This window comes from Mycobacterium sp. 29Ha, assembly GCF_032883055.1.
Lineage (GTDB): Bacteria > Actinomycetota > Actinomycetes > Mycobacteriales > Mycobacteriaceae > Mycobacterium > Mycobacterium gallinarum.
In genome coordinates, this window is record NZ_JAMQTI010000005.1 from 264,358 (window position 1) to 281,781 (window position 17,424).

The following is a 17,424-nucleotide window of genomic DNA, read 5'->3' on the forward strand; positions in this document are numbered from 1 at the left end:
TCATCAGCGTTTGACGCAGCGAAAGCCGATGTGGCTCATGCCGGTGTCAACCGCCTGCGGACGTCTGGCGGCGGGGCGGTATCGCAGACAGTAGACGTCGGCGCACAGGAACGAGCCCCCCTTGACCACCTTGCGCGGCACCTGGAACTGGGGTTGTCGCGGATCGTAACTGTCCGAAGCGCAACAGGGTTGGTCGTCGCGGGTTTCGCCGTACCAGTCGGTGGTCCATTCCCACACGTTGCCGGCCATGTCGAACAGCCCGTAGCCGTTGGGCGGGTAGCTGCCGACCGGGACGGTGCGCCCGTACCCCTTCTCCGGCCGCCACGGGAAGTCGCCGTGCCAGTAGTTGGCCAGCCTTTGATCAGGTGATTCCGGCTCGTCACCCCACGTGTATTCGGTGTGGTCGAGTCCGCCGCGGGCGGCGGTTTCCCATTCGGCCTCCGTCGGCAGGGACATACCGGCCCACGCCGCATAGGCTTCGGCGTCTTCGTATGCGATATGTACCACGGGGTGATCGACGCGCTTGTCGATCGACGAGAGCGGACCGACAGGGTGGCGCCACGACGCCCCGGGCGTCCACGTCCACCACAGGTTGAGGTGCCGAAGGTCCACCGGGCCCTTTGTGCGAGTGAACACCATCGACCCCGGCAGCAGATTCTCCGGCGGCGCGTCCGGGTAGTCCCTGGGATTCAACGGCCGCTCGGCGACCGTGAGATACGCTGTGGCATAGACGAACTCGGCGAACTGACTGTTGGTCACGGCTCTGGCCATCATCCAGAACCCCTCGACGTCAGCCACCCGCGCCGGCGCCTCCTCGGGGTAATGGCGATCCGATCCCAGCGTCGCGGTCTGCGAGGGGATCCAGACGAGGTCGTCAGGCGTCATGGCTTCTTCAAGTGTGCATTGAGATCGAGAATCAGGGCGTATCGAGTTGATTCGCCGATCTGTGTGCACACTAGGCGAACACCGTCGTCCAGTCATTCTTCATGCTGACGACTGTCCAGTCATCGGTCGCCGCCTGTTTCAATGACTTCTCCGCGCCTGCGGTGTAATCGAATTCGCGGTCTGCGTCGTCATGCAAGATCAAGAGGCGGAAGCCGTCGGTGAACTCGAGCATCTCGATGTCGCCGTTGGAGTTGCCTGCAGCGAAGATCGGGCGGCGTCCGATTCGGCTCCACAGCCGGACGGGTTTGATGGGGCCGTCATCGAGGAACTCCGGTTGGTCTGTCGTGTAAAGATGTCCGCCCCGATAGACCAGGCCTACCGAACTGCCCACCACCCGTTCGGGCGGAATGCCATACAGCGCACTGGTAACCGGGCGCATGAAGTCGCGGCCGCCACCGGAGACGATGTAGTTGGTGAAGCCATTGGCCTCGAGATGGCGGAGCAGGTCCACCATCGGCTGATACCCACATGACGTGTAGGCCCTGCCAAGTGTCGGGTGCTTCGCGTCGGCGAAGAACGTGTTGACCCGGCCAGCATGCTCCTCGACCGTGATCTCGTGATGGGCTCGCAGTATCGCGCCCATCAAGGGTTTCAGGTCGGTGTCGTCGCCCTGGTAGTGCTTCGTGACCGCGTTGCCCAGCCATTGGAGGTCGCCGGAATAAGCAGCCTTGTAGGGCTGTTGATCGCGCAGCGACGGAGTCGCTTCGGCCTGCTCCTTGAACCGCCGAAGGAGGAAATCCAGCTGGATGTACATCGGCTTCTCGCACCACAGCGTGCCGTCGTTGTCGAACACGGCGACTCGCGCGTCGGGGGCAACGTAATCCGGACCCTCGGAGGTGACCCGCGCTACGAAGTCGACGATGGCCGACTTCGTAGGTCCGTCGGTCCACGACTCGAGCATCAGCCGCCCCGGGTGGCCAGGAACTTCTCCAGTTCCTCGACCGCGTTGTTGATGGTGAACGACGCCGGTTCCTGCCGTGGCGGGAACTCCTTGAAGGTCTCCAGGAACTGGTTGACGATCGCCGACCCGTAGAACATCAGGTAGAGACGATCAATAAGCCAGTCCCAGTAGGTGTTTGACGTAACATCAGCGTGCTCGTACGGATCAGTGCGTAGATTGAACAGCTTCGGTGCGCGTAGCGGGGTGAACGGTTCGAACCACACCTGCAGAGTGCCTGGGCAGCGCTGCTCCATGAACACGATCTTCCAATTCTCGGCGCGGATTCCCAGTACGTCTCCGTCGTCGGAGAAGTAGATCATTCCCCGCCGAGGGCTCTGGTCGACTTGGCCGGTGAGGTACGGCAGCAGGTTGTAGCCGTCGATGTGTACCTTGTAGGTCATGTCGCCGGCTTTGTGACCCTTCTTGAGCTTCTCGACGATGTCGGCATCGCCCGCGGCGGCGAGGAATGTCGGCAGCCAATCATGATGCTGGACAATCTCATTCGAAACGGTGCGTGGCTTGATTTTTCCTGTCCAGCGGATCATCTCCGGGATTCGGAAGGCTCCCTCCCAGTTGGTGGCCTTCTCGCTGCGGAACGGGGTGGTGGCACCATCTGGCCAACTGTTCGCGTGCGGGCCGTTGTCGGTGCTGTAGATGACGATGGTGTCTTCAGCGATCCCGAGTTCGTCGACGAGATCCAGCAGCGTGCCGACATTGCGGTCATGGTCGATCATCGTGTCGTGGTACGGCGACTGCCAGCGTCCCGCCTGCCCGCGGCTCTCGGGCTTCGTGTGGGTCCGGAAGTGCATATGCGTCATGTTCATCCACACGAAGAACGGAGTGTCCGCCTCGTGCTGATGCCGGATGAAATCCACACACGCTGACGTCGTCTCGTCGTCGATGGTCTCCATTCGCTCCTTCGTCAGCGGCCCCGTGTCCTCGATCCGTTGCTTGCCGACGGGGCCGTACCGGTCATCGACTTCTCCGGAGTCCTCCTCGGTTGCCCAGGAGTGGATGACGCCACGCGGCAGCAGTGCCTTGCGGAGTAATGGCGCCTCGTCGGCCGTCGGATAGTCCTCATGCTCGGGTTCTTCCTCGGCGTTGAGGTGGTACAGGTTGCCGAAGAACTCGTCGAATCCGTGCGCGGTCGGCAGAAACTTGTTGAGGTCGCCTAGGTGGTTCTTGCCGAACTGTCCGGTTGCATAACCCATCGGCTTGAGGAGTTCGGCGATCGTCGGGTCTTCCTTTTGCAGGCCGATGTCGACGCCGGGCATGCCGACCTTGCTCATGCCGGTGCGGTAGACGCTCTGCCCGGTGATGAACGACGACCGCCCGGCGGTACAGCTCTGTTCACCGTAGGAATCGGTGAAAAGCATTCCCTCGTCTGCGATCCGGTCGATGTTGGGAGTGAAGTACCCCATCAATCCCCGGCTGTAGCAGCTCAGATTAGAGATCCCGATGTCGTCACCCCAGATGACGAGAATGTTCGGTTTTTTGTCAGGCATGCACGATCTCCTTCTTGAATTGTCGCGGCCGTACGCGGAAGGTCTGGCCTATCAGTCGCTTGCCAGGAAGTCTTCGACATTATTCCGCTCCAGGCCGTTTGCGCGGCACTTCGCCGCGGCTCTCAGCGGATACTTACCTGGCAGTTTTCGCCCGCAAACGCCCGGAGAGGCGCAGGCTGTACGTACCAGGCAGAGGGCGGAGACCCAAACATGTACGACAGAGATCTGACCAACACGTGGCGCATCGAGATCCGGTTCGATGAGGACGAGACGCATACGCATGCGACCGTCCGCGTCGACTTCGACGACGGCGACAGCATGACCGCCGTCGGGGACGCCCGCCGCAACCCCAGGGACCCCAGTCAGCCCATGATCGGTGAGGAGATCGCCGCGGCGCGTGGGCTGATCGCCCTCGGGACCGAACTCTTACACCGGGCCGGGTCGCGGATCGAGGCGGTCACCCGACACCCCGTCCACCTCGTCAGCTGAGGCGCGGTACGGCGAAAGGGATCAGCCTTCGGGCGGTGCTGTGCCGGCGACGCTGACCGCCGGCGCATCGCCTTCGTTCTTCATCTGGTGGAAAAGGTCGACGTAGTAGGGCAAGCACTCTTTCATTGCCTGCTCGGTCGTGAACAGCGGTTCGTACCCGAGGTCGCGCTTCGCTTTCGCGATAGAGAAATAGTTGTCGAGGTACAGCCGTTCGACGCCGAGGGGTTCGATCATCGGCTTGGGGAGGCCGAACTTGAAATGGAACCACTGCCACACCGTCATCGCGAACCACACCAGCCGGCCGGGCACGCGGATCTTGGGGTAACGCTGGCCGCACGCCTCCACGACGGGCCGGGAGAACTCGAACATGTTGATCGGGTCGCCGTCGTTGATGAAGTACGCCTGGCCCGGTGCGCTCCCGCCGGGCACCAGATGCTGCGCGGCGAGGATGAAACCGTGAATCAGGTTGTGCACGTACGAGTTGTCGAGCTTGACGTTCTTGCCGCCGACCAACACCTTGACGTGTCCGGCGAGCACGCTCTCGAACACCTTGCGGAACATCGTCTGATCGCCTCGGCCCCAGATGCCACTCGGCCGGACCGAGCAGGTGAGTAGTCCAGCTCCATCTTCGCCACCGTTGGCGGCTAGCACGAACTTCTCCGCGGCCACCTTCGTCTCGGTGTAGAGGTCGTTGAACCGTTCGGTGTAGGGCAGGGTTTCGTCTCCGCCGGAGATCTTCTTGCCGCCCATCACGACGCTGTTGGATGCGGTGTAGACGAAGCGCTTCACCCCGGCCGCCTGCGCGGCATGCACCAGGTTCTCGGTGCCTGTGACGTTGACCGAGAAGCTGCGCCTGCGGTATTCCTCGGTGACCGACGCGCCGCCCATCAGGTCGATGATCGCGGCGGTGTGGAAGACGGTGTCGACGCCGGCGACGGCGGCGGCGACGGTCTCTTCGTCGCAGATGTCGCCCTCGAGGACCTCGAGGCGCGGATGTGCGGCCAGCGGCGAGGGGGCGCGATCGAACGAGCGAACGTCGTGTCCGCGCTCCAGTAGCTCGGTCACCAGGTTGGCGCCGACGAATCCGGAGCCGCCGGTGACGAGGACGCGGCCGAGTTCGGTGGTCAACGTTGAATCACCCATGCCGAGCAGAATAACTGAAACGTGTTACAGTTTCGACCCTCAATGTCGGAAATCGTTCCGATCTCAACTTTCTCCCGGGTCCTTGGCGGCCAGCGCATCCTCCACCCGCTTACGTGCCCCGGCGAGGTGCTCCTCGCATCGTTTGGCCAGCTCTTCGCCCCGTTCCCACAACTTCAGCGAGGTGTCCAGGTCGAGTCCGCCCTGCTCTAACTGCTGCACCACGGCAATCAGCTCATCGCGAGCTTCTTCGTATCCCAGCTGACTAATGGGCTTCATTCACACTCCCCTTCTGGGCCGTCGCTGACAGCCGTGATCGCGCCGTCGGCCACCCGGATCCGAAGCCGGACGCCTGACGGCGCGTCGGCGGCGGTCCGCAGCACCCTCCCAGTGCTCGAGGCATCCGTCAGTGTCTGCACCACCGCGTAGCCGCGGGCGAGCGTCGCCGCGGGTCCCAGTGTGGCCAGCCGCGCCGACAGGTGCTCGACCCGGTCGGCTTCGGCGGCCACCAGGCGGGCGATGTCGCGACGGGCGGCCGCACGGGCGCGATGCACCTCGTCGGAACGGGCGGTGATTGCGGCGAGCGGTGCGGCGAGCACCGGCCTGCTGCGCAACTGGTCCAAGTGGTGTTGTTCACGGTGCACCCAGTTCCGCAGTGCACGACCGCCGCGCCGGCACAGATCCCGGATGCCGGCCTGCTCGGCGGCGGCGTCGGGAACGATGCGTTTGGCCGCGTCGGTCGGTGTGGCGGCGCGTACGTCCGCGACCAGATCGCACAGCGGATTGTCGGGCTCGTGACCGATGGCGCTCACGACCGGCGTTGTGCACCTGACGATCTCGCGGCACAGCGTTTCGTCGTAGAAGGGCAGCAGCGCGTCGATGTCACCACCGCCGCGGGCGATCACGATGACGTCGACGTCGGGGTCGGCGTCCAGCTCACGCAGCGCGTCGACGACCTGCGACACCGTGTTGGGGCCCTGGACCGCCGTGTTGCGGATCGCAAACCGCACTGCGGGCCAACGATTTTGCGCGACGGAAACGACGTCGCGTTCGGCAGCCGAGGCGCGCCCGGTGATCAATCCGATGGTGTGCGGCAAAAAGGGCAGCGGCCGTTTGAGACGCGGATCGAACAGACCCTCGGCCTCCAGCAGTTTGCGCAATCGCTCGATACGCTCGAGCAGCTCGCCGAGGCCGACAGCGCGAATCTCGCTGACGCGCAAAGAGACTGAGCCCCGTGCGGTGTGAAACGCCAGCTTGCCGAACATGATGACCTGCACGCCCTCGGCCAGTTCGACCGGCGCGTTCTCGACCAGGTCGCGTGGGCACACCACGGACAGCGACATGTCGGCGGCCGGGTCGCGAAGCATGATGAACGCGACGGTGGGCCGCAGGTTCAACTGGGCGATCTGACCCTCGACCCAAATGGTGCCGAGTTTGTCGATGTACTTGGCGACGCGGGTGGAAACCGCGCGAACGGGCCAGGGGTTGTCGGGGGACTTACCCGGCTCGGCGTCCGTCATGTTCCCGCGCGGCTGGGGTCGTCACTTCGCGGTCGCGCGAGTGATCCTGTTGGAAAGCAGCGTCTGGAAGGGTGCGCGCGCCTTGGAGGCTTCCTCGTACGCGAGGAGGGCCTCGAGGTCGGCGACCCGCAGCGTTGTCAGGCGTGCCCGCAGCTGTGCCAGGGTGAGCGTCTCGTATTCGAGCTCCTCGACGATCTCGGGCACGCTCTCCGACGTCGTCCGCACGATCGGCTCAGGCTCGGACTTCTTGTCGGTCGCGGGTTCGCCGCCGGTGAAGAGCGCGAATCGCCCCTCGGTGAGGCGTTCCCCGTCGGCCACCGGCGTCGCAGGGGCGTCGTCGAGGTCCTCGTCGAAGGTGGCCCATTCGGGCTGCTCGTCCTTCGGGGGGAAGAGCGACTCGAGGGCCTCGTCGCCCTTGATGACCAGGTCAGCGACATCTTGTTGCATCTTCATGACGAGATGGGCGAGCTGGCTGGCCACGGTCATCGGGTAGGTGAGGATGGTCTGCGGAATCTTGCGGGTTTCCTCGATGGCGGTCACTGCCGCCCCGACCAGCAGACGGACCCCATACGGTGCGGTTGCCATGTGCTCCACCCTACGGTTGGCCAGTTGAGCCCGCGGGTCAGTACCCTTGGAAACATGCCACCGACTATCAATATGGGGATCCCGGGCGCTTCGAGCTCGGTCACCGGTGGCGTCGCGGGCAAACGGGTGCTGCTGGCCGAGCCGCGCGGCTACTGCGCTGGGGTCGACCGCGCCGTCGAGACCGTGGAGCGCGCACTGGAGAAGCACGGCGCGCCGGTGTACGTGCGCCACGAGATCGTCCACAACGTGCACGTCGTGGAGACGCTGGCCAAGGCGGGCGCGATCTTCGTCGACGAGACCGACGAGGTGCCCGAGGGGGCCATCGTGGTGTTCTCTGCCCACGGCGTGGCCCCGACGGTGCATCAGAACGCCGCCGAGCGCAATCTGAAGGTTATCGACGCCACCTGCCCGCTGGTGACCAAGGTGCACAACGAGGCCAAGCGTTTCGCCCGGGACAATTACGACATTCTGCTGATCGGCCACGAGGGCCACGAGGAGGTGGTCGGCACCGCCGGTGAGGCGCCCGACCACGTGCAGCTGGTCGACGGTCCCGATTCCGTGGACAACGTCACGATCCGCGACGAGAACAAGATCATCTGGCTGTCGCAGACCACGCTGAGCGTGGACGAGACGATGGAGACCGTGCGCCGGCTGCGCGAACGCTTCCCGACGCTGCAGGATCCGCCCAGCGACGACATCTGCTACGCCACCCAGAACCGCCAGGTCGCGGTCAAGGCCATGGCGCCGGAATGCCAGCTGGTGATCGTTGTGGGGTCACGCAACTCGTCGAACTCCGTGCGGTTGGTGGAGGTCGCGCTCAACGCGGGTTCCGATGCCGCCTATCTGGTCGACTACGCCGAGGACATCGACCCGGCGTGGCTCGAAGGGGTGACGACCGTCGGCGTCACATCGGGTGCGTCGGTGCCGGAATTGCTGGTGCGCGGTGTGCTCGAGCGTCTCGCCGAGTACGGCTACGACACGGTGCAGCCGGTCACCACAGCCAACGAGACGCTGGTCTTCGCCCTGCCCAGAGAGATCCGGCCGGCCCGCGTCTAGCGGTCAGATGTCGTACTCCCAGCTTTCGACGGCGCGGTCGCGCGCTGACCGCGGCGGCCGCCGATACTGCGCGTAGTCTCCGGCATCTCCGCCGTCTTCCGATCCTCGGTAGCGCACCCGCGAGACCGGGTGATGCGTGCCGCTGACGTTGCTGCCGTGCAGGGGCGGGTCGTCGTCGTAGCGGCGTCGACGCTCGGGACGCTCGTATCCGCTGCGTCGTTCCGGCGGCGGCGTGGCCCTGCGCTGGCTCGACCCCGGCCGGGGCTTGCGGCGCGGCGGCTCCATGGGCGGCTCGGCCTGTCGGCTGGGGCGCGGCCGCCGTGGCCGGTCGCCGGGTTCGTACTCCGATTCGGGGGGGCGGGCGTGCCGGGAACGCGGTGGGGCGGTGCGGCTTGCGGGTCTGCCGGAGCGACCCGACGCTCGGCTGGGGCGCTCCGCGCTGGTGCGGCGGCGCGGCTTTTCGTCGGCATCCTCGACTTTGGTCTTGGAACCAAGGCCGGCCAGCAGCGCGGACACCTTGGCGGTCACCGCGGCTACCAGAGAACCCTCGCTGGTCTCGTCCTTGTCCGTCGCGGCGGGCGTGACGCGGCGTGCGGACATTCCGGAATACCAACGCGCCATGCCTATGAGCAACACCACAGCAGATGTGAAGAACATCAGCGGGAAGCGTTCGATCAGCGGGTAGGCGCAGTTGATCAGTGTGTCTTTGAAATTCGAGAGCGTGCTGTCGGTGAATACGAAGTACGCGCTGGGGACGGCGCCGAACAGCAGCAGCGGCGGCTGTATGACGGCGGTGAAGACGCCGGACTGTCGCACCGCGAGCACCGCGAAGATACAGCCGACCACATAGGTGCCGGCAAACACGGACGTCAGTTCTTTGGCCCCCGAACCGGCGTCGTAGGCGAACCCGACCGCCATCAATGTCGCGGCGATGAGCACCGCACCCCACCAGGGGACACCCGGGATGTTGGGGTGCACGGAACGATGGTCGGCCGCGACGGCCGACCTCGCGCGCTGTGCTGACACACGTAGACCGTACCGGCTATTGCTCAGCGAGGCTGTGAGCGCGCTGCTGGCGAGCGCGTCACAGTCTCCTAGACTGTCGTTCCTGTGAGCCTGAATCTCGGAATCGTAGGACTGCCGAACGTCGGTAAGTCGACGCTGTTCAACGCGTTGACGCGAAACGACGTGCTGGCCGCGAACTACCCGTTCGCGACGATCGAGCCGAACGAGGGTGTCGTCCCGTTGCCCGATCCGAGGCTCACGGAGCTCGCGAAGATGTTCGGCTCGGAAAAGATCGTCCATGCGCCGGTCACGTTCGTCGACATCGCCGGAATAGTCAAAGGCGCGTCCGAGGGCGCGGGTCTGGGAAACAAGTTCCTGGCCAACATTCGCGAGAGCGACGCGATCTGCCAGGTCGTCCGAGTCTTCACCGACGACGATGTGGCGCACGTCGACGGCCGCATCGACCCGAAGTCCGACATCGAGGTGATCGAGACCGAGCTGATCCTCGCCGATATGCAGACGCTGGAGCGCGCGCTGCCGCGCCTGGAGAAGGAAGCGCGGACCCACAAGGACCGCCGCCCGGTGTACGACGCCGCGGTGGCGGCCCAGGAGATTCTCAACGGCGGCACAACGTTGTTCGGCGCAAGTTTTGATTCAGCGCTGTTGCGCGAACTCAACCTCTTGACGACGAAGCCGTTTCTCTACGTGTTCAACGCCGACGAGGGTGTGCTCACCGACGAAGCGCGGGTTGCGGAGTTGCGGGAGATGGTGGCGCCCGCGGATGCGGTGTTCCTCGACGCCAAGATCGAAGCGGAACTGCAGGAGCTCGACGAGGAGTCGGCCGCCGAGCTGTTGGAGTCGATCGGCCAGACCGAACGCGGTCTGGATGCGTTGGCGCGGGCGGGCTTTCACACACTGAAGCTGCAGACGTATCTGACGGCAGGCCCGAAAGAGGCGCGCGCGTGGACGATTCACCAGGGTGACACGGCGCCGAAGGCGGCCGGGGTCATTCACACCGATTTCGAGAAGGGCTTCATCAAGGCCGAGATCGTCTCGTATGACGACCTGATCGAAGCCGGATCGATGGCCGCCGCGAAGGCTGCCGGCAAGGTCCGGATGGAGGGCAAGGACTACGTGATGGCCGACGGCGACGTGGTCGAGTTCCGTTTCAACGTGTGACTGTATTCCGATTAAACGATCAGCCTCAGCCGACTGAGCGTGTTGCCGATCGCAATGTCAGGCTGAAAGGTTCACGACGCATATATATCTTTCGCTGGGCTGTCAGATGCACACTGCGTATGGCAATACATGGCAGACGTGCAGGCCGTCGCCAATCCCGCCGGTTCCCGGTGAGGGCTGACCGTCCAGACGATGGAAGGCAACCTTTTCGATCATCCATATGCTCCGGACGCCACGCAGTACGTTGAATGCGGCCGCAAACGATCTTCGAGTTCTCGCGGTGGGGAGCGGGGGGCTAAGTGAAGGACATCTTGATCGGCATCGTTGTCTTCGCGATCATCTTCGGCGGCTCATTGTTGGGGATGTTCCTCGGAAAGATCCTTCCCGACCCGCATATGAGCAGCGAGTCACGAGACACCATCAGGACCATAATGGCCACGCTCGGGACGCTATCGGCGGTGGTGCTCGGGCTCCTCACCGGCTCATCCATCAGCTCGCTCGCCGAGAAAGAGAGTGAATTACGAAGTGCCGGAGTGCAATTCATCATGCTTGATCGGACCCTGGCCGAGTACGGGCCAGAGACCGCCCCAATCCGAGCGTTGGCCAAGGATCTGCTTGCACAACGCATAAGTCAGATTTGGCCGGAGGAAGGCGGTGCGGTGTCGCTCACGCCGCTCGGCAGTGGGCCCGGCATCATTGTGGTTCAGCGGGACCTCTTTGAACTCTCACCGCAGACGGAACGACAGAAGTGGCTGCGCTCCAACGCGCTCGAGAGCACCAACACGATTGCGCAGTCGCGGTGGACGACCTTCGAACAAATCGGAAGCCGATTCCCATGGGCGTTCTTCGTTGTTGTCGTAGGTTGGCTCACGGTGATCTTTGCCAGTTTCGGGCTGTTCGCACCGCGGAATGCAAGCGTAATCGCGGCATTGCTGGTCGCCGCAATTGCACTCGCCGGGCCGATCTTCATGATGCTCGAAATGGATCAGCCTTACGGCGGGGTGGTCAAGATCCCCAGTACTTCCCTGCGCGTCGCCTTGGACGAAATGGGTCGATCGTAAACGCGTGAACGTTGCGCATCCACGAGGGCGGAGGAACCGACTAGTGCCCGCGAGTGGCCGATGGTGACGTCGTCGAGTGCCGGTCTATCTGGAGGATCAGTCGTAGATCACGTCCAGTCCGCGCCGCGCGAGGTCGGCCAATGCGTCACGCATGGCTTGAATCTGTTCCGGGGAGTGACCAACCCAGTCCGCGATCTCGCCGACGATTCTGACGGGCTCCCTGGTGCGATACGAGTGAGTCGGGTTTCCCGGTAGTCGTTTGTCCGTCACATTCGGATCGTCCTCCACGGGACCCGTCGGTTCCACGAGGTATATGCGGCCCCGGCCCTCGCCGACCGCCAGCTCGGCTCCCCAGGTAGCGGCGTCGAGTGTCCGGGTCACATAGACGTGGTTGGCGCTGCGTCCCGCGTCGTAGTTCATCCGATACCCGGGCACCAGCAGATCGCCGACCGCAAGGTCGGCCTTGGTGCCGTGCAGGAACGCGCCCGACTCATGTGGCTCAAAAGGTTTCGGGCTGTTTGTCACGAAGTTCTCCGTCCGTCGGATGGTCTGGTCGGACGAGTGTGAACCACCGAGGGGGTCTTGCCGCAAGCCCCGGGGTCTGTCATATTTTGAAGTGGGAGCCACCGGGTGCCCTTCTCCCGCGGGGGCCGAACGTGGCCACCTGGTACACCGAGGCGCCGAGCGCAATCAGACCGCGGTGCTACCGTCGTTGTGTGGCAGGCGATTTCGAGCTGACCGCCGACGAGTTGCGTGAGGTTGCCCGCTACGTCGCAGAGTCGGCAGAAGACGTGCTGTGCCATTTCGAGCGTGTGATGCCCGACGATGATCGTGCGCGTGCGGCCATCGAGGCGGCTTGGGAGTTCATCAACGGGGCGCCGAGAAGTCGGCTGCAGCGCGTGACCGCCATGAATGCCCACCGCGCCGCACGTGCCGCTCCCACAGAGAGTGCGCGCTTGGCGGCGCAGGCCGCCGGTGACGCGGCCGCCGCCGCCTATCTGCATCCGATTGCGCAGGACCACCAGGTCGGACACATCCTTCGCGCCGCGGCGAACGCTGCCCGCATTGCCGAGATCGAGGCCGGCGACGATCCTGATGTTGGCGCCAGATTCATCGACCAGGCCGGCGACGGGGCGACGCCGACGCTGATCGCCGTTCTGCGCAGGTATCCCGTGGCGCGTACCGGCAAGAGTCGCTCGGCACAGCTCATGTCGGCGTTGGACGCCTCGCTGCGCGTGCGAGGATGCCGCCCATGACGATCGTTCTGGTGCACGGCAATCCTGAGACCGAAGCGCTTTGGGGCCCGCTCGTCTCAGCCCTGGGTCGCGAAGACGTGGTGCGGTTGTCACCGCCGGGGTTCGGCGTCCCGCTGCCCGAGGGATTCTCGGCGACCTACCTCGCGTACCGCGACTGGCTCGAGGAGCAGCTCGAAGGCATCAACGGGCCGATCGACCTCGTCGGCCACGACTTCGGCGGTATCCACGTGGTCAACGCGATGATCCATCGGCCCGAGCTCGTCCGCAGCTGGGTCAGCGACGTCGTCGGGATGTTCGACCCCGACTACGTGTGGCACGACCTGGCACAGGTGTGGCAGACGCCCGGCGAGGGCGAGGAGATGGTCGAGGCCTTCCTCGGCGGCACTGCTGAGGATCGGGCAGCCGCCTACGCCCTGGGCGGTATGCCGATCGAGGTGGGGACTGAGATCGCTGCGGGCCAGGATCCGGACCTGGGCCGGGCCATCCTGCTGGTATACCGCTCGGCGGCGCAGCCGGCATTGGCGCAAGCCGGTCGCGAGCTGGAGAACGCGGCGGCCCGACCGGGCCTATCCATTCTGGCCACCGAGGACACCTACGTCGGCTCCGCCGAAATCCGCCGTCGCGCAGCCGACCGAGCCGGCGCGCGCACCGAGGTCCTCGACGGATTGGGGCACTGGTGGATGGTGGAGGATCCCGCCCACAGCGCGGCGGTACTCAACGAGTTCTGGGGTGGCCTCGACTAGTCAGAACTCGCGCGGTTCCATGAGGGAGATCCCGAGGATCGCGGCGAGCAACCCGAAAATGGTGATCGCGGACAGTAGATCGCCCCACTGGAACGGATAGAGCTCACCGTCGATCGACAGCACCAAGACCGTCTCGATGACGCCGAACAACACGAAGAATGCCACCAGGGTGGTACGGGAAACCTTGCGATGCAACGCCGTACGCCGCAATTCGATGATCAACGTCAGCAGCAGCAACGGCAGGATCTGCGCCAGCGCGGATGCCGTCGGGCCATCCATCACCACGATCGTCACGCGTTCGCCCTGCCCATCGCTTCGGACGCTATCAAGGGACGGCAGCTACACGTGCGATCGACTGCGGTGTGTTCGCGGGAGGGCCAGAGGTAGCCCAGGCGGCCCGCGTCCAGCGATGGAGTAGCCAGGCCGACGGAACCGTCATCGCCACGGTGAGCACCACGACGACGGCCCACGATCCTGTGAAGACCGGCCAGTTCAGTACCGACGCCATCACGATCTCCATCGTGATCACGTGCAGCAGGAAGACCTCGTAGGAGATCTCGCCGAGCCAGACCACGGGAGATGCATTCAGAAGTCGTTCGAACCCGTGGCTCTCCCTGAGCACCAACGCCGAAACCGCGGCGCACGCGATGGCCGCGTACAGCGCGACTTTCACCAGGGTCTGCCACAGCGAGGTCTCCCCGGCGATGACGTCCCCGGCGATCGGCGTGGACACGATCAGATAACTGAGTACCGCGACCGCACCCGCAATGAGCAGCGATACGCGCGCTCCGATGACCTGCAGCACCGCCAGTGTCATTCCGCCCACGAAGTAGAGCAGATGCGCGGGCAGCCACATGCCTGCCGAGGTGGGCAGCCAGTCGGTCCCGTATTGGAGCGACAGCCACGCCGGTGTGATCGCGGCCAGACAACCCAGTCCTGCGAGTATTGGCCGCGGCCGCCAAGCCCCCTTGCAGAGCACCCTCAGCAGCAGCCCCGCCAGCAGCGGCAGCACCGCATAGAAGGCGAATTCGACTGCCAGACTCCAGGTCTGAGTCAAACCCTGATGCATGACGTAGAAGTAGACCGGTTCATAGATCTGGGTCAGGGTGAGGTGCTCCAGTAGACCCTTCCAGTTGTGCCCGGGATTGGGCCCGGCGTCCCGGAAGTGGTACAGCGCATACGCGATGAGGACCACGACGAAATAGGGCGGCACAATGCGACGAATGCGCCGAGATACGTAGCGGCGCAACGACGGTGTCGGTGCTCCGTCGGCAGTCGCCCGCACCCACGGTCGGAACAGCAGGAAGCCCGAAAGCACGAAGAAGATGGGGACGCCGACTTCCAAACGCGCATAAAGTGTCCCGAGATAACTATTCGATAACTGCCCGGTGCCATACGCCGCGTGGGTGCCCACGATGAGCAGCGCCGCGACCGCGCGCAGACCGGTGAGCGACGCCACTCGATCCTCGCTGCGGGACAGGAAAAGTCGTCGACTCTCCATAGGTAACTCTCAGTTCACTCTCAGATGGCGGCGGCATGCTGGTCTAATCAACTGTGCAATACCAAGATTCAGGAGCGACCAAGACGTCATGACCAACACCCCGCCGCGCGCCCCGCGACGTCCCTCCCGTCCGCCGTATGCGGATCATGCTAGGGGACAAGGGCACCCGACTGACGTCACGACAGGATCGAATCGCTCTCCCTATGACTGGCGCTACGCTGGTCAAGCGGTTATCACGCAGCCCTATGATTCGTATCACAGTGCGCGTGAGGAGATTACGGGCCCCATCGCTGTCCAGCGCAAGAGCCGCTCGCATGGTCGGGTCAAGATGATCGGTGGGGCCGTCGCTGTGGCCGTGGTGAGCGGCGGGATCGGTGCGGCGGTAGTGGCGGGTCAGTCGGACCCCGCGCCCGTCGCACAGTCCGCGGTGACTCAAGAGCCGTCCACCAGGCCCGCGGCGAGCGCGCCCGCAGGCTCGGTCGAAGAGGTCGCCGCCAAGGTGATGCCGAGTGTCGTCAAGTTGCAGATCGACACGGGTAACTCGAGTGGTGAAGGTTCGGGCATCGTCCTCACCTCGGACGGGCTGATTCTGACCAACAATCACGTGGTCTCCGAGGCTGCGTCGCGGAACGGCCGCGGCACCCGTGCCACCGTCTCCTTCTCCAACGGTCAGACGGTGCCCTTTGAGGTCGTCGGGACAGATCCGGCAGGCGACATCGCCGTGGTTCGCGCCCAAGGGGTTTCAGGACTCACGCCGATCACGATCGGATCGTCCGCCGATGTCCAGGTCGGCCAGAATGTCGTCGCCATCGGCTCGCCGCTGGGTCTGCAGGGAACAGTGACGACGGGCATCGTGAGCGCGCTGCACCGGCCGGTCTCCGCGGGCGGCGGTGGAGGCGAACAGCCGACGGTGCTCGACGCGATCCAGACCGACGCGGCCATCAACCCGGGCAACTCAGGTGGCGCACTGGTCAACATGCAGGGTGAACTGATCGGGGTCAACTCCGCGATCGCGACGCTCGGCGGCGGCCTGGAGGGGTCCGGCCCGCCGAACGGGTCGATCGGCCTCGGCTTCGCGATCCCCTCGGATCAGGCCAAGCGCATCGCCGAAGAACTGATATCGAACGGTACGGCCAGCCATGGCTCGCTGGGGGTGCAGCTCAGCAGCGACGCCGACGGTCCCGGCGCGGCCATCGCACGGGTCGTCGACGGGGGACCCGCCGCAGAGGCTGGATTGCCCGACGGCGTGGTGGTGACCAAGCTCGACGATCGGGTGATCGACGGCCCAGAGGCCCTGATCGCGGCGGTGCGGGCGAAGGCACCCGGAGACACTGTCACCCTCAGCTACGTCGACAGGTCCGGCGCGGACGGGACCGCCGAGGTCACACTCGGTCAGGCGTAGGTCGCGCGGACACTTCCTCCGAGCCGGCCCGGTTAAGGCACAATCGCGCAAGTGACACCGCCGCAACGTCCCGGTCAGCCCGATTGGCGTGACAGGCGTACGCCGCCGCCTGATCCGGCGACGCGGCGGCTCCCGCGTGCGGAGCCGCCGACCGAAAAGCTGCCGCGTGTGGAGCCGCCGACCGAAAAGCTCCCGAAAGCACGCCGATCCCCGCGCACCGCTCGAATCCGGCGGGCACCGTCGCCTGCCGACGCGAGGCCGACGCAGGTGATTCCACCGGTGGCGGCGTCACCGGCACCGTCTTCCACCGACCGCCCCCGGGGTCCGCGCCGCCGCAACCCTCAGACGGTGATCCTGACCTCCGTCATCGTGCTTGCTCTGATTGCCGGCGGACTCGCGGGTGCGGAGCTCTACGCCCGGCACCGCGCGGACACGATCCTGGTCGAGGTCGCCGAATGCGTCGTCGAGGACGGCGCCAGCGTTTCGTTCGGCGTGAACCCGCCTTTCCTGTGGCAGCACATCACCGGCGACTACACCAACATCTCGGTCACCACCGACGGCAACCGCGTGCAGAGCGCCAAGGGGATGACGGCCGAAGTCACCCTCGCTGACGTGCGGTTGCATGACTCGGGAGATTCCAAGGGAACGATCGGATCGCTCAACGCGACGCTCAGCTGGAGGTCGGCCGGTATCAAAGACACCGTCGCCGAAAACCTGCCTGGCGTAGGCAATCTCGTCACAGGCGTGCGCACCGACGCCGCGGCGGGAACAGTGATCCTGGACGCCGGCGACAACCGCGTCACCGCCAAGCCCGTCGTCACCGACGGTGACTTGAATTTGGAAGTTCTCGAGGTGACAGGCCCGCTGCCGAAGGATGGTGTGCAGGGCGCACTGGACGGATTGACGAAGAAGTTGAACGAGAACTATCCGCTGGGAATCCACGCCGACAGCGTCGACGTGACCGACACCGGAGTCGTCGGAAAGTTCTCCAGCCGCAACGCGTCGATACCCAACGAGGACGCCAACCCCTGCTTCGCGCGCCTCTAGCCCGGATTTTTCGCGCAATGTCGCCTGTGACGGTGTGTAGATAAGCGAAA

General features: G+C 64.9%; 19 protein-coding genes. 8 read left to right on the plus strand and 11 right to left on the minus strand.

Annotated elements, in window-relative coordinates; genetic code table 11:
• Positions 1-3: 3 nt before the first annotated feature.
• The 3 genes from M1248_RS09125 to M1248_RS09135 all read right to left on the minus strand — a co-directional run bounded on the left by M1248_RS09125 (position 4) and on the right by M1248_RS09135 (position 3,390).
• On the minus strand, positions 4-885 hold the full coding sequence (locus M1248_RS09125; protein ID WP_317148139.1) for a formylglycine-generating enzyme family protein: 882 nt from the start codon (positions 883-885) through the stop codon (positions 4-6).
• A 70-nt stretch (positions 886-955) separates the two neighbouring features.
• Positions 956-1,846 carry an HAD family hydrolase gene (locus M1248_RS09130; RefSeq protein WP_317148140.1) on the minus strand — a complete coding sequence of 297 codons (891 nt, stop codon included), beginning with the start codon at positions 1,844-1,846 and terminating at the stop codon, positions 956-958.
• The gene (locus M1248_RS09135) at positions 1,846-3,390 is read right to left on the minus strand and encodes an arylsulfatase (RefSeq protein ID WP_317148141.1); all 1,545 of its coding nucleotides are present in this window, start codon (positions 3,388-3,390) and stop codon (positions 1,846-1,848) included. The genes M1248_RS09130 and M1248_RS09135 overlap by 1 nt, the downstream gene beginning before the upstream one ends.
• Positions 3,391-3,600: 210 nt before the next feature.
• Between M1248_RS09135 and M1248_RS09140 the strand changes: the two genes are divergently transcribed.
• Entirely contained in the window at positions 3,601-3,879 is a 279-nt protein-coding gene (locus tag M1248_RS09140) for a DUF1876 domain-containing protein (RefSeq protein ID WP_317148142.1), read from the plus strand.
• A 21-nt stretch (positions 3,880-3,900) separates the two neighbouring features.
• Here M1248_RS09140 and M1248_RS09145 read toward each other — a convergent pair whose 3' ends face one another.
• From M1248_RS09145 to M1248_RS09160, 4 genes are read right to left on the minus strand one after another with little or no spacing between them, the layout of a single operon-like run.
• Positions 3,901-5,034 (minus strand): NAD-dependent epimerase/dehydratase family protein, encoded by a 1,134-nt coding sequence (locus tag M1248_RS09145; protein WP_317148160.1) that lies wholly within the window; start codon positions 5,032-5,034, stop codon positions 3,901-3,903.
• Positions 5,035-5,085: 51 nt separating this feature from the next.
• Positions 5,086-5,298 (minus strand): exodeoxyribonuclease VII small subunit, encoded by a 213-nt coding sequence (locus M1248_RS09150; RefSeq protein WP_163730380.1) that lies wholly within the window; start codon positions 5,296-5,298, stop codon positions 5,086-5,088.
• Positions 5,295-6,539 carry an exodeoxyribonuclease VII large subunit gene (gene xseA, locus M1248_RS09155; protein WP_163730379.1) on the minus strand — a complete coding sequence of 415 codons (1,245 nt, stop codon included), beginning with the start codon at positions 6,537-6,539 and terminating at the stop codon, positions 5,295-5,297. Before xseA ends, M1248_RS09150 begins: the two co-directional genes overlap by 4 nt.
• A 21-nt stretch (positions 6,540-6,560) precedes the next feature.
• Positions 6,561-7,124: a lipid droplet-associated protein gene (locus tag M1248_RS09160; protein ID WP_317148143.1), complete on the minus strand. Its 564-nt coding sequence runs from the start codon at positions 7,122-7,124 to the stop codon at positions 6,561-6,563.
• A 54-nt stretch (positions 7,125-7,178) separates the two neighbouring features.
• Between M1248_RS09160 and M1248_RS09165 the strand changes: the two genes are divergently transcribed.
• A complete protein-coding gene (locus M1248_RS09165) occupies positions 7,179-8,180 on the plus strand; it encodes a 4-hydroxy-3-methylbut-2-enyl diphosphate reductase (protein WP_317148144.1) in 1,002 nt (333 codons plus the stop codon).
• Positions 8,181-8,183: 3 nt separating this feature from the next.
• Here M1248_RS09165 and M1248_RS09170 read toward each other — a convergent pair whose 3' ends face one another.
• Complete coding sequence (locus M1248_RS09170; protein ID WP_317148145.1) at positions 8,184-9,206, minus strand: DUF6542 domain-containing protein; 1,023 nt, start codon at positions 9,204-9,206, stop codon at positions 8,184-8,186.
• Between the two features lie 84 nt (positions 9,207-9,290).
• On the opposite strand from M1248_RS09170, the gene ychF reads away from it, so the two are divergent.
• Together ychF and M1248_RS09180 are read left to right on the plus strand one after the other, a co-directional pair.
• A complete protein-coding gene (gene ychF, locus M1248_RS09175) occupies positions 9,291-10,364 on the plus strand; it encodes a redox-regulated ATPase YchF (protein ID WP_163730375.1) in 1,074 nt (357 codons plus the stop codon).
• Positions 10,365-10,675: 311 nt separating this feature from the next.
• On the plus strand, positions 10,676-11,425 hold the full coding sequence (locus tag M1248_RS09180; RefSeq protein WP_317148146.1) for a hypothetical protein: 750 nt from the start codon (positions 10,676-10,678) through the stop codon (positions 11,423-11,425).
• A gap of 96 nt (positions 11,426-11,521) precedes the next feature.
• Here the strand turns inward: M1248_RS09180 and arr are convergent, their stop codons facing one another.
• Complete coding sequence (gene arr, locus M1248_RS09185) at positions 11,522-11,950, minus strand: NAD(+)--rifampin ADP-ribosyltransferase (protein WP_163730373.1); 429 nt, start codon at positions 11,948-11,950, stop codon at positions 11,522-11,524.
• A gap of 191 nt (positions 11,951-12,141) precedes the next feature.
• Between arr and M1248_RS09190 the strand changes: the two genes are divergently transcribed.
• Both M1248_RS09190 and M1248_RS09195 read left to right on the plus strand, forming a co-directional pair.
• Positions 12,142-12,681 (plus strand): putative immunity protein, encoded by a 540-nt coding sequence (locus M1248_RS09190; RefSeq protein WP_163730372.1) that lies wholly within the window; start codon positions 12,142-12,144, stop codon positions 12,679-12,681.
• A complete protein-coding gene (locus M1248_RS09195; RefSeq protein WP_163730371.1) occupies positions 12,678-13,424 on the plus strand; it encodes an alpha/beta fold hydrolase in 747 nt (248 codons plus the stop codon). Before M1248_RS09190 ends, M1248_RS09195 begins: the two co-directional genes overlap by 4 nt.
• On the opposite strand, the gene M1248_RS09200 is transcribed toward M1248_RS09195, so the two are convergent.
• Both M1248_RS09200 and M1248_RS09205 read right to left on the minus strand, forming a co-directional pair.
• A complete protein-coding gene (locus M1248_RS09200; protein WP_174262090.1) occupies positions 13,425-13,718 on the minus strand; it encodes a hypothetical protein in 294 nt (97 codons plus the stop codon).
• A 31-nt stretch (positions 13,719-13,749) separates the two neighbouring features.
• Entirely contained in the window at positions 13,750-14,925 is a 1,176-nt protein-coding gene (locus M1248_RS09205) for an acyltransferase (protein WP_317148147.1), read from the minus strand.
• 88 nt (positions 14,926-15,013) lie between these two features.
• Between M1248_RS09205 and M1248_RS09210 the strand changes: the two genes are divergently transcribed.
• Both M1248_RS09210 and M1248_RS09215 read left to right on the plus strand, forming a co-directional pair.
• Positions 15,014-16,327 (plus strand): S1C family serine protease, encoded by a 1,314-nt coding sequence (locus M1248_RS09210; RefSeq protein ID WP_163730369.1) that lies wholly within the window; start codon positions 15,014-15,016, stop codon positions 16,325-16,327.
• A 51-nt stretch (positions 16,328-16,378) separates the two neighbouring features.
• Positions 16,379-17,374 (plus strand): LmeA family phospholipid-binding protein, encoded by a 996-nt coding sequence (locus M1248_RS09215; RefSeq protein WP_410506645.1) that lies wholly within the window; start codon positions 16,379-16,381, stop codon positions 17,372-17,374.
• Positions 17,375-17,424: the final 50 nt, after the last annotated feature.